Origin of the sequence: Micromonospora inyonensis (genome assembly GCF_900091415.1) — a bacterium.
GTDB classification, from domain to species: Bacteria; Actinomycetota; Actinomycetes; order Mycobacteriales; family Micromonosporaceae; genus Micromonospora; species Micromonospora inyonensis.
Genome location: NZ_FMHU01000002.1, coordinates 554,121 through 571,322 on the forward strand (window position 1 = coordinate 554,121; position 17,202 = coordinate 571,322).

General features: G+C 71.1%; 1 protein-coding gene (cut by a window edge). It reads right to left on the reverse strand.

Annotation, left to right across the window (positions count from 1 at the left end; translation table 11 throughout):
- Nucleotides 1-17,202 carry the 3' portion of a toxin glutamine deamidase domain-containing protein gene (locus GA0074694_RS17580; protein WP_141714182.1) on the reverse strand. 14,631 nt of this gene lie beyond the right edge of the window, so only the last 17,202 of its 31,833 coding nucleotides appear in the window; its start codon lies beyond the right edge, outside the window; it ends in the stop codon at nucleotides 1-3.

The window sequence follows — 17,202 nt, forward strand, 5'->3', positions numbered from 1 at the left end:
CTAACCCGGATCGCTCACCCCGTACCGCGCCGCCACGCGGCCGTGACCTTCCTGGACCAGCCGCAGCAGAGCACTGCCGCGCAATACCCCGATCAGGTGATGCACCGTCCGCCGCGGTGTGAATGTCGCCTCGGCGAGGGCTGACTCGCTGACGGTGATGATCCCGTTGTCGTCCATATGGTCGATCAGGGCGTTCCACAACTGCCGCAGCTGTTCCCGCTGCCGTGTTGTGGTGGCGATGTGGTCGGCGTGCTGGTCGAACAGTGTCTGGGCCTCATTCGGGTCGCGCACCCACCGGCTGCCCGCAGTGGGTTGGGGTTGGGGTTGGTCGGGGTGGAGTGGGGCGGGGGCGGTGGGTGGCTCGTGGGCCGGGTGATGGGGAGTGTCGCCGGCATGGAGAGTGCCGGCGTCGGTGCGGGTCACCGCTGGAGAGGGTGCGAGGGAGGGTTGCCAGTCCATGTCCGGCCCCTGGTGGGTGGCCCAGTCGCCGAGGTTCCCGCTGCCGGCAACCCGCCCACCGGGCACGGCGGGCAACCCCGCCGGCCCGGCAGCACCGTCGGGCAGGGACCACAACCGCACCGTCTGGTCGTCGCCGGCGGAGACCACCACCCGCCGGCCCGAATCGTCCTGCCACGACGTCACCGCTCCCACCGTGTCGGTGTGGCCCTCGAACGTCAGGAGTTCCTCACCGGTGACCGGGTCCCAGATCCGCACTGTCCGGTCCCTGCTGGCGGAGGCCACCCGCCAGTCCGACCCCGTCTGCCACGACGTCACCGCTCCCACCGTGTCGGTGTGGCCCTCGAACGTCAGGAGTTCCTCACCGGTGACCGGGTCCCAGATCCGCACTGTCCGGTCCCTGCTGGCGGAGGCCACCCGCCAGTCCGACCCCGTCTGCCACGACGTCACCGCCCCCACCGTGTCGGTGTGGCCCTCGAACGTCCGGAGTTCCTCACCGGTGACCGGGTCCCAGATCCGCACTGTCCGGTCCTCGCTGGCGGAGGCCACCCGCCAGTCCGACCCCGCCTGCCACGACGTCACCGCCCGCACCCAGTCGGTGTGGCCCTCCAACGTCCGGAGTTCCTCACCGGTGACCGCGTCCCAGATCCGCACCGTCCGGTCCTCGCTGGCGGAGGCCACCCGCCACTGGCCCGGCGTCTCCTGCCACGACGTCACCGCCCGCACCGCGCTGGTGTGGCCCTCCAACGTCAGGAGTTCCTCACCGGTGACCGCGTCCCAGATCCGCACCGTCCGGTCCCTGCTGGCGGAGGCCACCCGTGGGCCCGACTCTCCCTGCCACGACGTCACCGCCCGCACCGCGCTGGTGTGGCCTCTCAACGTCAGGAGTTCCTCACCGGTGACCGCGTCCCAGATCCGCACCGTCCGGTCCCAGCCCCCGGCGGAGGCCACCCGTGGGCCCGACTCTCCCTGCCACGACGTCACCGCCTCCACCGCGCGGGTGTGGCCCTCCAAAGTCCGGAACTCCACACCGTCGACCACGTCCACTGATGGTGTGGCGGCACCGGCTCCCACCTGTCCGAGGTGCTGGTCCAACTCCGCGGCCGCTGCCTCAACCCGGCCAAGCCGTCCACTCAACGCCGCGGTGTCGGACACCGATGGGACGTACTCGCTGATGTCCTGCGACTGCCGCGCGAGTCTGAGGTCCCGCATCCCGTTGAGGTACCGGCGGGACAGCCCATCCAGGACGGACCGCTCCTGGCTGTCGTCCTGGCCGCGGTCGGTCGCGGGCGGTAGCGCCCTTTCAGCGGCTTGAAGCCTGTCAATGCGATCCGCGTGGCTACGGCCAAGCGCTTCCCACCGTTGGATGAGGTGCCCGGTGAAGGTGGCCGCACCACCGAGAGCGGAGGCATGAACGTCATCGACGAACAACGGATAGAACGTGCCCATTTCCTCGGCGGACGGGCCGAGCCGGCCACCGGAACCGGGTGACACGAACTCGACCAACAACAACGGGGTGTTCCCGTCCCGTCCCACCACCGGGTGTCCATACCACCCGCGGTCGTCTCCTTGTTCGACGACCTGGACCCGTACCTGGAAAAACTCCGCCAACTCGTTCAGGAACCCACCCGAGTACACGTCGGCGCCGCGCCCGGACCGCAGATCCTGGATCACCACATGATCGGAACCCAGCCGCTGTTCCATCAGGTTCAGCAGCGCCGTCGCGCGGGTCTCCTCGTTGTCGAACCCGGGATACGCGCCCGGCCGCACGGCATTCAGGGTTTGCGCCAACGAGTCCAGCAGACACAGTAGTCCCTCACCCCGGCGGTCACCCCGGTGCATCCACTCCGGCAGACCCCCCGCCGACGGTTGCCCTCCGACCGGAGCCACGCCCTGCGGCCCGGCCACCCACTCGTGAACAACCCGGCCATTCCCGACCGGTGGTGTCGGTGCGGGTGGTGGTGTGGTCACGCCGGTCTGCCCCTGCGACACCGCCGCCGGAGCCGGCAACAACCGGATCTGATCCTCCAACCACTGCCGCGCCAGCCCGAACGCGTTCACCGCGGAGAACAACTCGGCGCGCCGCTGCTCGGGCAGATCCGGCACCCGCCCCACCACGTTCACCCGCTCGGGTAGTAGCGGCACGCCAAGGTTCTCCCGCAGCCGGCCAACCTGCTCTAGCGGACCGTCCGCCGACCACAACAACGCCACGTCCCCGCCATGATCAGCCAGGAACCGGGTGAACTCCTCCCCGTTCTGAGACCGCACGCGGGACAGATCAACATACTGCCGCCCATCGAGTGCGTGAAGCACGACCGGCCGGTCCGGTGCCCGAGAGAAGGCCCAGGCGGCCAGATACACCGCCCGTAACACGTCCCGGACGGCGTCCGGGACCGTCGCGTCCCCTCGGGGCGAGCCGGTCACCGGTGCCGCCGCCGCGGCCCACACCCGCTCGATCTGCTCCGCGATCAGGCCTTCGACCTCATCGGTCAACCGCGTCGGCGGCAACGCCGTCACCAACCGCTGATTGTCGGGGTGCCTGGCCCACGCCTCCAGCCGCAGATCGAGCCGATCCGTTCCCGCGGCCTCATCCACCCACCCGTGGGTATGTTGGACCAACCGCTCACCCAACGCCGCCAGCTGACCCACCCGCTCACCCATCCGGCGATGCGCCCGCACCCCGACCGTGCCGTCGGTGTCCGGGTCTGACAGGTCGACCGCCACCGGATCCGTCACGGTCACATCGGGAAGCGCTACCGTCAGCTCCGCTTCCCGAGCCCGCCATGCCTCAGCCGCCCCGCCCGGTCGCACCGCCGCCGCGATCGTGGGCAACTCGGCCCGCACACGAGTCCACCCCTCCGCCTCGGCGAGATTCGACACCTCCCGTATGCCGACCGGCGGCTGGCCGGTGACCATCTCACCCATCCGCACCGGCCACAGGTCGTCCTCCGCCACATGCGCCAACACCACCGGCGACGCCAGCCCACCGAACCCGTGCACCACCACATACACCGGCTCCCGCAACCCCGACTCCACCGGCGGCAACGCACTGTTCAGGAACGTGTCGAACAACGTCGACACGACCGCCCCGGGATGCACCGGACGCGACTGCGGCACACCCACCACGAACACCCGCGCACCATCCGGCACCCACCCCACCGGCCCCACGTCCGGCGTCGCCGAGGCCACACTCTCCCCGTGCAACTCCGCCTGCCGCAGCTCCACCACCCGCCAACGACCAAGCCCTGACGACGGCACCGGAGGGAACACCCAATTCCGCATATACGAGGCCGCCCGCTGCCCGAACCGCGCCCAACGCCGATCCGTCGGCAGGAGGTACGGCGCATGCTCACCGGCCAATCCCGCCACCTCCCGCCAGAACACAGCCGCACGGGCCTCGCCCGGACGCATCGGACGGGCCTGGAACTCCCACAGCAACGCCCCACCCGCGAACGTGTCCCGACCCGAGAAATCGGTAGGCGTCAGGCCCTCAGGAACAGACCTCGCCACCGCGCCCGCCACATACCGGGCACGGATCGCCACCGCCCCCGACTGGTTACGCGCCGCCCGTAGCGCCGCGACCCGGACCAACGTCGAAGGCTCCACCCGCGGATCAGCACCGTACGGCGACAACTCGATCACCGCCGCCGCGGGCACACTCACCCCCAACCCACCATCAAGCAACCGCGCCACCAGATCCAGCACACCCTCAGGCCCACGATCGGCGAACGCCAGCACCACCCGCCACACCCCACCACGGCCCTGCGCCTCGTCCAGCAGGACAGCCGCAGGCCGATCCGTCCTCTCACTCGCCCTCGCCGACCACGCCTCGGCATCCGTCACCGCCTGCCGCTGCGCCACCACAGACAGACCCCGCGGATCAACCTCAGCGCCCACACCATCCGGATACACCACCACCGCCTCGGCGTCCCCGGCAGCACTGGCGACACCCCGAACCGTCAGGAACGCGGGAACCGGCCCCGTCGGCCAGGACGATGCCGTGGGGGCGTCCGGGTCGTCCAGCGGCCCGGGCAGCCCGGGCAGCCCTGGCAGACCCGTGCCCGCCGACGAGGCAGGTACCGGCCGCCCGGACATCGGCAACGTACCCCCGTGGTCCAGCCAGGACGGGTCCTCACCCTGCGGGCGGTCCGGTCCGAGGGCAGGGCCCGGCACCGGTGCTTGCCGGGGCTGACCCGGATCGCTCACCCCGTACCGCGCCGCCACGCGACCGCGACCTTCCTGGACCAGCTGCAGCAGACCAATGCCGCGCAATGCCCCGATCCGGTCATGCACCGTCCGCCGCGGTGTGGATGTCGCCTCGGCGAGGTCTGACTCGCTGGCGGTGATGATCCCGTTGTCGTCCATATGGTCGATCAGGGCGTGCCACCAATACCGCAGATCATCCCGCTGCCTCGTTGTGGTGGCGAGGTGGCCGGCGTGCTGGTCGAACAGCGCCCGGGCCTCGCCCGGGTCGCTCACCCGCCGGCTGCCCGCAGTGGGTTGGGGTTGGGGTTGGTCGGGGTGGAGTGGGGCGGGGGTGGTGGGTGGCTCGTGGGCCGGGTGATGGAGGGTGTCGCCGGTGTGGAGAGTGCCGGCGTCGGTGCGGGCCACCGCCGGCCAGGACGACGCGGTGGGGGCGTCCGGGTCGTCCAGCGGGCCTGACAGCCCGGGCAGACCCGTGCCCGCCGGCGGGGCAGGTGCAGGCCCGGACATCGGCGACTGAGGTGCCGGATCCTGCATGCCCGGTCCGGGCGGGAACGACTGAGTCCCTGGGGACTGGCTGGGCTGGTCGCCGTTGGGCGGCGACCATGATGTCGGGCCGGGCGGGGCCTGCGGCCGGGGCGGATCCATCGGTTGCGGCGCGGGGTCGGGTTCCGTGCCCACGGCCTCAAGCAGATAGAGCAGATCGGCCGGGTCCACATCGAGCGAACCGGCTGGGTCCACCTCGTAGGTGGCCCAGTCGCCGAGGTTCCCGCCGTCGCTGGCCTGATCGTCGATGCCCGGCTGGTCGAAGTCGGTGGACATCGCCGCACCGTGCCCGTCGGTCACGCCCATGCCGGGTACCGGCCACCCCGGTTCCGCCCACCCCGCCGGCCAGGACGACGCGGTGGGGGCGTCCGGGTCGTCCAACGGCCCGGGCAGCCCTGGCAGACCCGTGCCCGCCGGCGAGGCAGGTGCAGGCCCGGACATCGGCAACGTACCCCCGTGGTCCAGCCAGGACGGGTCCTCACCCTGCGGGCGGTCCGGTCCGAGGGCAGGGCCCGGCACCGGTGCTTGCCGGGGCTGACCCGGATCGCTCACCCCGTACCGCGCCGCCACGCGACCGCGACCTTCCTGGACCAGCTGCAGCAGACCAATGCCGCGCAATGCCCCGATCCGGTCATGCACCGCCCGCCGCGGTGTGGATGTCGCCTCGGCGAGGGCTGACTCGCTGGCGGTGATGATCCCGTTGTCGTCCATATGGTCGATCAGGGCGTGCCACCAATACCGCAGATCATCCCGCTGCCTCGTTGTGGTGGCGAGGTGGCCGGCGTGCTGGTCGAACAGCGCCCGGGCCTCGGCCGGGTCGCTCACCCGCCGGCTGCCCGCAGTGGGTTGGGGTTGGGGTTGGTCGGGGTGGAGTGGGGCGGGGGTGGTGGGTGGCTCGTGGGCCGGGTGATGGAGGGTGTCGCCGGTGTGGAGAGTGTCGGCGTCGGTGCGGGTCACCGCCGGGGAGGGTGCGAGGGAGGGTTGCCAGTCGATGTCCGGCCCCTGGTGGGTGGCCCAGTCGCCGAGGTTCCCGCTGCCGGCAACCCGCCCATCCGGCACGGCGGGCAACCCCGCCAGCCCCGCAGCATCGGACAGGGGCCACAACCGCACCGTCTGGTCCTCGCCGGCGGAGACCAGCACCCGCCCGCCCGACCCCGCCTGCCACGACGTCAACGCGTACACCGAGCCGGTGTGGCCTTCCAATATCTGGACCTGGCGACCGGTGGCCGGGTCCCAGATCCGCACCGTCCCGTTCCCGTCGGCGGCGGCCACCCGCCGCTGGCCCGGTGTCTCCTGCCACGACGTCAACGCCAACGCCCCGTCGGTGTGGCCTTCCCACGTCTGGAGCAGGCGACCGGTGGTCGCGTCCCAGATCCGCACCGTCCCGTCCCAGCTGGCGGAGGCCACCCGCCAGTCCGACCCCGCCTGCCACGACGTCAACGCCGGCACCTCGTTGGTGTGGTCTTCCCACGTCTGGAGCAGGCGGCCGGTGGTCGCGTCCCAGATCCGCACCGTCTGATCCATGCCGGCGGAGGCCACCCGCCACTGGCCCGACGCCTCCTGCCACGACGTCAACGCCAACACCCCGCCGGTGTGGCCTACCAACGTTTGGACCTGGCGGCCGGTGGCCGGGTTCCAGATCCGCACCGTCCGATCCGTGCTGGCGGAGGCCACCCGCCACTGGCCCGGTGCCTCCTCCCACGACGTCAACGCCGACACCGTGTTGGTGTGGCCTTGCAACGTGTCCTGGCGGCCGGTGGCCGGGTTCCAGATCCGCACCGTCCGATCCGTGCTGGCGGAGGCCACCCGCCACTCGCCCGGCGTCTCCTCCCACGACGTCAACGCCAACACCCCGCCGGTGTGGTCTTCCCACGTCTGGACCTGGCGGCCGGTGGTCGCGTCCCAGATCCGCACCGTCCCGTCCTCGTCGGCGGAGGCCACCCGCCATTCGCCCGGCGTCTCCTGCCACGACGTCAACGCCGACACCGCGTCGGTGTGGCCGGTCAGCAGCTGCGGGGACACCACCGCCGGCGGTGTGCCAGCACCGGTGGGAGCCTGTCCGAGGTGCTGGTCCAACTCCGCGGCCGCTGCCTCAACCTCGCCAAGCCGGACCCCCAGCTCTCCGAGGTTGTCCGCAGGCAACGATCTGACGTAGGCGTCCACGGTACGCGACGCCCACGCACGGCTGAGATCCATCGCATCCAGGTACCGGTCGACCAGCCCAGCCAAGACGTCGGTCCTACGCTCCGACGGCCCAACGAGGTCCATACGCGCCGCGTGGCCAACGACAACAGCCTCCCACCGCCCGATCAGATCCTCACGGGCAGCGGCGACCTCGGCGGCGGAAACCTGCACCGTCTGCTCACCTGATCCGGCGCCCACTGGCTCGGACGACTGCCCCTCCCGAAAATCCGCCGGGTCGGTGGAATCAGGCTGGGCAGCCCCATCCATCCCGGCCAGATCCCGGTGTTCCGGAACGGTCACGGTCGCGGCGTCTCCCACCATCGACGGCGACCGTGGGACACCCACCCCGTCGGTGGTCGCCACGAACCGCAACCGGGCAGGACGGGCGGGCCCCCGGGCCAGCCCGCCCCGCTGACCGTCCAGGAACACCACCCTGCCGTCATCGGCGTGCACGACATTGACGGCATGTTGAATCGTGCCGTCCTCACCGGTCATGACCAGCACACCCCGGGCGCCGGGCTCCGCCGCGGCCATGACCGCCACCACCGCGTCGTAGTCGGCCACCTCCACCAACGGCCGCCCCGCGTACCGCTGCAACCACACCACCGGCAGCGTCACCTCGGGCGGTACCGTCCAGCCCGCTCTGTCCGCCAACGACATATCAGTACCGATCGCCGTCAGAACGCAGTTGGTGGCGTAGTCGCCTCCACGGCCCGGGTTCACACCGCCCAGCCAACCGAACCGCACCGACACCTCAACCGCCGACATCTGACTCGGTAGCAGCGGCAGCAGCACGTCACCGGGTACCGCCTCGCCAGCCACATCCGCTGAGGAGTCCGACCCGACCGATTCGGAGTCGTCTCCCGGATGAACCGGCACGGCGGGCAACCCCGCCGGCCCGGCAGCACCATCGGGCAGGGACCACAACCGCACCGTCCGGTCGGCGCTGCCGGAGACCAGCACCCGCCGGCCCGACTCGCCCTGCAACGACGTCACCGCCCACACCTCGCTGGTGTGGCCCTCGAACGTCAGGAGTTCCTCACCGGTGACCGCGTCCCAGATCCGCACTGTCTGGTCCTCGCTGGTGGAGGCCACCCGCCAGTCCGACCCTGCCTGCCATGACGTCACCGCCCGCACCGGGTTGGTGTGGCCCTCGAACGTCAGGAGTTCCTCACCGGTGACCGCGTCCCAGATCCGCACCGTCTGGTCCTCGCTGGCGGAGGCCACCCGCCAGTCCGACCCTGCCTGCCACGACGTCACCGCCCGCACCCAGTCGGTGTGGCCCTCGAACGTCAGGAGTTCCTCACCGGTGACCGCGTCCCAGATCCGCACCGTGTGGTCCTCGCTGGCGGAGGCCACCCGTGGGCCCGATTCTCCCTGCCACGACGTCACCGCCCGCACCGCGCTGGTGTGGCCTTGCAACGTCTGGAGTTCCTCGCCGGTGGCCGCGTTCCAGATCCGCACCGTCTGGTCCTCGCTGGCGGAGGCCACCCGCCAGTCCGACCCTGCCTGCCACGACGTCACCGCCCACACCGCGCTGGTGTGGCCTTGCAACGTCTGGAGTTCCTCGCCGGTGGCCGCGTTCCAGATCCGCACCGTCTGATCCCAGCTGGCGGAGGCCACCCGCCACTGGCCCGGCGCCTCCTGCCACGACGTCAACGCCAACACCGGGCCGGTGTGGCCTTGCAACGTGTGGACCTGGCGACCGGTGGCCGCGTCCCAGATCCGCACCGTCCGATCCCAGCTGGCGGAGGCCACCCGCCACTGGCTCGGCGTCTCCTGCCACGACGTCACCGCTTCCACCGCGCGGGTGTGGCCCTCCAACGTCAGGAACTCCACACCGTCGACCACGTCCACTGATGGTGTGGCGGCACCGGCTCCCACCTGTCCCAGGTGCTGGCCTCGCTCCGCGGCCGCTGTCCCAATCCGGCCGAACTGGTCCGTCAGCTCCACGCCGCTGGTCGCGGTCACGGGGTCGGGATCGTTTCCTGCGGCAACCTGCCCATTCGGCACGGCGGACAACCCCGCCGGCCCGGCAGCACCATCGGGCAGGGACCACAACCGCACCGTCCGGTCCCAGCCGGCGGAGACCACCACCCGCCGGCCCGAATCGTCCTGCAACGACGCCACCGCCTCCACCGCGCCGTCGTGGCCCTCCAACGTCAGGAGTTCCTCACCGGTGACCGCGTCCCAGATCCGCACTGTCCGGTCCTCGCTGGCGGAGGTCACCCGCCACTGGCCCGGCGCCGCCTGCCACGACGTCACCGCCCCCACCGGGTTGGTGTGGCCCTCCAACGTCAGGAGTTCCTCACCGGTGACCGCGTCCCAGATCCGCACCGTCTGATCCGTGCTGGCGGAGGCCACCCGCCACTGGCCCGGCGCCGCCTGCCACGACGTCACCGCCCCCACCGGGTTGGTGTGGCCCTCCAACGTCAGGAGTTCCTCACCGGTGACCGCGTCCCAGATCCGCACCGTCTGATCCGTGCTGGCGGAGGCCACCCGCCACTGGCCCGGCGCCGCCTGCCACGACGTCACCGCCCCCACCGTGTCGGTGTGGCCCTCCAACGTCTGGAGTTCCTCGCCGGTGGCCGCGTTCCAGATCCGCACCGTCCGGTCCGCGCTGGCGGAGGCCACCCGCCAGTCCGACCCTGCCTGCCACGACGTCACCGCCCACACCCAGTCGGTGTGGCCCTCCAACGTCAGGAGTTCCTCACCGGTGACCGCGTCCCAGATCCGCACCGTCTCATCCGTGCTGGCGGAGGCCACCCGCCACTGGCCCGGCGCCGCCTGCCACGACGTCACCGCCCACACCCAGTCGGTGTGGCCCTCCAACGTCAGGAGTTCCTCACCGGTGACCGCGTCCCAGATCCGCACCGTCTGATCCGTGCTGGCGGAGGCCACCCGCCACTGGCCCGGCGCCGCCTGCCACGACGTCACCGCCCCCACCGTGTCGGTGTGGCCCTCCAACGTCAGGAGTTCCTCACCGGTGACCGCGTCCCAGATCCGCACCGTCTGATCCGTGCTGGCGGAGGCCACCCGCCACTGGCCCGGCGCCGCCTGCCACGACGTCAACGCCAACACCGTGCTGGTGTGGCCCTCCAACGTCTGGAACTCCACACCGTTGACCACGTCCGCTGGTGGTGTGGCGGCACCGGCTCCCGCCTGTCGGAGGTGCTGGTCCAACTCCGCGGCGGCTGCCTCGACCTGGCCAAGCCGGCCGGTCAACGCCGTGAGGTCGGACACCGATCGGACGTACTGGCTGATGTCGTGCGACTGTCGCGCGAGTCTGAGGTCCCGCATCCCGTCGAGGTACCGGCGGGACAGCGCGTCCAGGACGGACCGTTCCTGGCTGTCGTTCTGGCCGCGGTCGGTCGCGGGCGGTAGCGCCCTCTCAGCGGTTCCAAGCCTGTCAACGCGCTGCTCGTGGCCGCGGCCAAGGGCTTCCCACCGTTGGATGAGATGCCCGGTGAAGGTGGCCGCACCACCGAGAGCGGAGGCATGAACGTCATCGACGAACAACGGATAGAACGTGCCCATTTCCTCGGCGGACGGGCCGAGCCGGCCACCGGAACCGGGTGAGACGAACTCGACCAACATCAACGGGGTGTTCCCGTCCCGTCCCACCACCGGGTGTCCATACCACCTGCGGTCGTTTCCTTGTTCGACGACCTGGACCCGTACCTGGAAAGACTCCGCGAACTCGTTCAGGAACCCATTCGAGTACACGTCGGCGCCGCGCCCGGACCGCAGGTCCCGGATCACCACATGATCGGAACCCAGCCGCTGTTCCATCAGGTTCAGCAGCGTCCTCGCGCGGGTCTCCTCGTTGTCGAACCCGGGATACGCGCCCGGCCGCAGGACATTCAGGGTTTGCGCCAACGAGTCCAGCAGACACAGTAGTCCCTCACCCCGGCGGTCACCCCGGTGCATCCATTCCGGCAGACCCCCCGCCGACGGTTGCCCTCCGACCGGAGCCACGCCCTGCGGGCCGGCCACCCACTCGTGAACAACCTGGCCATCCCCGGCGGGTGGTGTCGGTGCGGGTGGTGGTGTGGTCACGCCGGTCTGTCCCTGCGACACCGCTGCCGGAGCCGGCAACAACCGGATCTGATCCTCCAACCACTGCCGTGCCAGCCCGAACGCGTTCACCGCGGAGAACAACTCGGCGCGCTGCTGCTCGGGCAGATCCGGCACCCGCCCTACCACGTTCACCTGCTCGGGTAGTAGCGGCACGCCAAGGTTCTCCCGCAGCCGGCCGACCTGCTCTAGCGGGCCGTCCGCCGACCACAACAACGCCACGTCCCCGCCATGATCAGCCAGGAACCGGGTGAACTCCTCCCCGTTCTGAGACCGCACGGAGGACAAGTCGACATACTGCCGCCCATCGAGTGTGTGAAGCATGACCGGCCGGTCCGGTGCCCGAGAGAAGGCCCAGGCGGCCAGATACACCGCCCGTAACACGTCCCGGACGGCGTCCGGGACCGTCGTGTTCCCTCGGGGCGAGCCGGTCACCGGTGCCACCACTGCGGCCCATACCCGCTCGATCTGCTCCGCGATCAGGCCTTCGACCTCATCGGTCAACCGCGTCGGCGGCAACGCCGTCACCAACCGCTGATTGTCGGGGTGCCTGGCCCACGCCTCCAGCCGCAGATCGAGCCGATCCGTTCCCGCGGCCTCATCCACCCACCCGTGGGTATGTTGGACCAACCGCTCACCCAACGCCGCCAGCTGACCCACCCGCTCACCCATCCGGCGATGCGCCCGCACCCCGACCGTGCCGTCGGTGTCCGGGTCTGACAGGTCGACCGCCACCGGATCCGTCACGGTCACATCGGGAAGCGCTACCGTCAGCTCCGCTTCCCGAGCCCGCCATGCCTCAGCCGCCCCGCCCGGTCGCACCGCCGCCGCGATCGTGGGCAACTCGGCCCGCACACGAGTCCACCCCTCCGCCTCGGCGAGATTCGACACCTCCCGTATGCCGACCGGCGGCTGGCCGGTGACCATCTCACCCATCCGCACCGGCCACAGGTCGTCCTCCGCCACATGCGCCAACACCACCGGCGACGCCAGCCCACCGAACCCGTGCACCACCACATACACCGGTTCCCGCAACCCCGACTCCACCGGCGGCAACGCACTGTTCAGGAACGTGTCGAACAACGTCGACACGACCGCCCCGGGATGCACCGGCCGTGACTGCGGCACACCCACCACGAACACCCGCGCACCATCCGGCACCCACCCCACCGGCCCCACGTCCGGCGTCGCCGAGGCCACACTCTCTCCGTGCAACTCCGCCTGCCGCAGCTCCACCACCCGCCAACGACCAAGCCCTGACGACGGCACCGGAGGGAACACCCAATTCCGCATATACGAGGCCGCCCGCTGCCCGAACCGCGCCCAACGCCGATCCGTCGGCAGGAGGTACGGCGCATGCTCACCGGGCAATCCCGCCACCTCCCGCCAGAACACAGCCGCACGGGCCTCGCCCGGACGCATCGGACGGGCCTGGAACTCCCACAGCAACGCCCCACCCGCGAACGTGTCCCGACCCGAGAAATCGGTAGGCGTCAGGCCCTCAGGAACAGACCTCGCCACCGCGCCCGCCACATACCGGGCACGGACCGCTACCGCCCCCGACTGGCCACGCTCCGCCCGCATCGCCGCGACCCGGACCAACGTCGAAGGCTCCACCCGCGGATCAGCACCGTACGGCGACAACTCGATCACCGCCGCTGCGGGCACCGTCACCCCCAACCCACCATCAAGCAACCGCGCCACCAGATCCCGCACACCCTCAGGCCCACGATCGGCGAACGCCAGCACCACCCGCCACACCCCACCACGGCCCTGCGCCTCGTCCAGCAGGACAGCCGCGGGCCGATTCGTCCTCTCACTCGCCCTCGCCGACCACGCCTCGGCATCCGTCACCGCCTGCCGCTGCGCCACCACAGACAGACCCTGCGGATCAACCTCAGCGCCCACACCATCCGGATACACCACCACCGCCTCGGCGTCCCCGGCAGCACTGGCGACACCCCGAACCGTCAGGAACGGCTCACCAGAGGCCACCGTCACCGCTTCGGGGTCGTTACCCGCGGCAACCTGCCCACCCGGCACGGCGGGCAACCCCGCCAGCCCCGCAGCATCGGACAGGGGCCACAACCGCACCGTCTGGTCCTCGCCGGCGGAGACCAGCACCCGCCCGCCCGACCCCGCCTGCCACGACGTCAACGCGAACACCGGCCCGGTGTGGCCTTGCAACGTGTGGACCGGGCGACCGGTGGCCGGGTCCCAGATCCGCACCGTCTCATCCGCGCTGGCGGAGGCCACCCGCCACTGGCCCGGCGTCTCCTCCCACGACGTCAACGCCGACACCCCGTCGGTGTGGCCTCGCAACGTCTGGACCTGGCGGCCGGTGGTCGCGTCCCAGATCCGCACCGTCCAATCCGCGCTGGCGGAGGCCACCCGCCACTGGCCCGGCGTCTCCTGCCACGACGTCAACGCCAACACCCCGTCGGTGTGGTCTTCCCACGTCTGGAGCAGGCGACCGGTGGTCGCGTCCCAGATCCGCACTGTTTGATCCCAGCTGGCGGAGGCCACCCGCCACTGGCCCGGCGTCTCCTGCCACGACGTCAACGCCGTCACCTCGTTGGTGTGGTCTTCCAACGTGTGGAGCAGGCGACCGGTGGTCGCGTCCCAGATCCGCACTGTTTGATCCCAGCTGGCGGAGGCCACCCGCCACTGGCCCGGCGTCTCCTGCCACGACGTCAACGCCGTCACCTCGTTGGTGTGGTCTTCCAACGTGTGGAGCAGGCGACCGGTGGCCGCGTCCCAGATCCGCACTGTTTGATCCCAGCTGGCGGAGGCCACCCGCCACTGGCCCGGCGTCTCCTGCCACGACGTCAACGCCGTCACCTCGTCGGTGTGGCCTTCCAACGTGTGGACCTGGCGACCGGTGGTCGCGTCCCAGATCCGCACCGTCCCGTCCTCGTCGGCGGAGGCCCCCCGCCGCTGGCCCGGCGTCTCCTGCCACGACGTCAACGCCAACACCGCGTCGGTGTGGCCGGTCAGTAGCTGCGGGGACACCGTCGCCAGCGGTGTGCCAGCACCGGTGGGAGCCTGTCCGACGTGCTGGTCCAACTCCGCGGCCGCTGCCTCAACCCGGGCAAGCCGGCCACCCAACTCCCCGACACTGGTCGCGGTCACCGCTTCGGGGTCGTCATTCGCGGCAACCCGCCCACCCGGCACGGCGGGCAACCCCGCCAGCCCCGCGGCATCACCGAGCCGCACCGTCTCCAGGTACGCCCGAAGGGTGGCGGGTCCATCGTCGAGGGACCGCCACGTGGCCACATCCGGTGGCCGTTCTGAAAGTGGTGCCACGGTCGGGAATGCGGGTGAGGGGTGCGGCGCTGCCGGTTGGCCCGTACGGTCCGGCGTGGATGCCGGTGGCGCGACCAGCTCGGTCCACACCTCACCACGGTCCGGCGTGGATGCCGTCGTGGGGACAACTGCCGGGCCGGGCGTGACCGGGGTGGCGGGAAGGTTCAGGGCGACGGTCCGGCGGTGCCAGGGCCCTGCGACACCGTCGTTGTCGTGGTACCCCGATTCGGCCGGGGTCACGGTGATGTTGACGGCGAACGCCTCGGACATCAGGTGTAGGAGCGCCCTCGTGAGGTGGGGAACCGACGTCCCGCGCGCCGCCAGGGCCTGCCGCAGCGTGTCCACGTCCGCCTCGGACAGTCCAGCCCTTTCCGCGAGGTCCGTTCGGCCGACGATCCGGTCGAACTCGTGGTGCAGATATCCGCGGACATCTACGGCTGATGGTGCCGATATCCGCTCATCCAAGGACGCCGTGACCTCCACCCGCGCCACCTCGATGACTTGCGTGAACAACCGGTCCCACGCGTCTGACCGCACCAGCCCGACCGGCAGGGAGGGTAACGACGGGGGCCGGGCAGCCCCATCCATCCCGGCCAGATCCCGGTGTTCCGGAACGGTGACGGTCGCGGCGTCTCCCACCGTCGACGGCGACCGGGGGACACCCACCCCGTCGGTGGTCGCCACGAACCGCAACCGGGCAGGACGGGCGGGCCCCCGGGCCAGCCCGCCCGACTGACCGTCCAGGAACACCACCCTCCCGTCATCGGCGTGCACCACGTTGACGGCATGTTGAATCGTGCCGTCCTCACCGGTCATGACCAGCACACCCCGGGCGCCGGGCTCCGCTGCGGCCATGACCGCCACCACCGCGTCGTAGTCGGCCACCTCCACCAACGGCCGCCCCGCGTACCGCTGCAGCCACACCACCGGCAGCGTCACTTCGGGCGGTACCGTCCAGCCCGCTCTGTCCGCCAGCGACATGTCAGTACCGATCGCCGTCAGAATGCAGTTGGTGGCGTAGTCGCCTCCACGGCCCGGGTTCACACCGCCCAGCCAACCGAACCGGACCGACACCTCAACCGCCGACATCTGACTCGGCAGCAGCGGCAGCAGCACGTCACCGCGTCCCGCCTCGCCAGCCACATCCGCTGAGGAGTCCGACCCGACCGATTCGGAGTCGTCTCCCGGGTGAACCGGCCCGGCGGGCAACCCCGCCGGCCCGGCAGCACCATCGGACAGGGACCACAACCGCACCGTCCGGTCGGCGCTGCCGGAGACCAGCACCCGCCGGCCCGACTCGCCCTGCAACGACGTCAACGCCCACACCGCGCCGTCGTGGCCCTCCAATGTCAGGAGTTCCTCGCCGGTGGCCGCGTCCCAGATCCGCACCGTGTGGTCCGCGCTGGCGGAGGCCACCCGCCAGTCCGACCCTGCCTGCCACGACGTCACCGCCTCCACCGGGTTGGTGTGGCCCTCCAATGTCAGGAGTTCCTCGCCGGTGGCCGCGTCCCAGATCCGCACCGTGTGGTCCGCGCTGGCGGAGGCCACCCGCCAGTCCGACCCTGCCTGCCACGACGTCACCGCCCGCACCGGGTTGGTGTGGCCCTCCAATGTCAGGAGTTCCTCGCCGGTGGCCGCGTCCCAGATCCGCACTGTCTGGTCCTCGCTGGCGGAGGCTACCCGCCACTGGCCCGGCGCCGCCTGCCACGACGCCAACGCCTCCACCGTGTCGGTGTGGCCCTCCAATGTCAGGAGTTCCTCGCCGGTGGCCGCGTCCCAGATCCGCACTGTCCGGTCCCTGCTGGCGGAGGCTATCCGCCAGTCCGACCCTGCCTGCCACGACGCCAACGCCTCCACCGGGTCGGTGTGGCCCTCCAATGTCAGGAGTTCCTCGCCGGTGGCCGCGTCCCAGATCCGCACTGTCCGGTCCCTGCTGGCGGAGGCTATCCGCCAGTCCGACCCGGCCTGCCACGACGCCAACGCCCACACCGTGTTGGTGTGGCCTCTCAGCGTCAGGAGTTCCTCGCCGGTGGCCGCGTCCCAGATCCGCACTGTCCGGTCCCTGCTGGCGGAGGCCACCCGTGGGCCCGACTCTCCCTGCCACGACGTCACCGCCATCACCATGTGGGTGTGGCCCTCCAATGTCAGGAGTCCCTCGCCGGTGACCGCGTCCGAGATCCGCACCGTTTGGTCCCAGCCCCCGGCGGAGGCCACCCGTGGGCCCGACTCTCCCTGCCACGACGTCACCGCCTCCACCGCGCGGGTGTGGCCCTCCAAAGTCCGGAACTCCACACCGTCGACCACGTCCACTGATGGTGTGGCGGCACCGGCTCCCACCTGTCCGAGGTGCTGGCCCCGCTCCGCGGCCGCTGTCCCGATTTGGCCGAACTGGTCCGTCAGCTCGACGACGCTGGTCGCGGTCACGGGGTC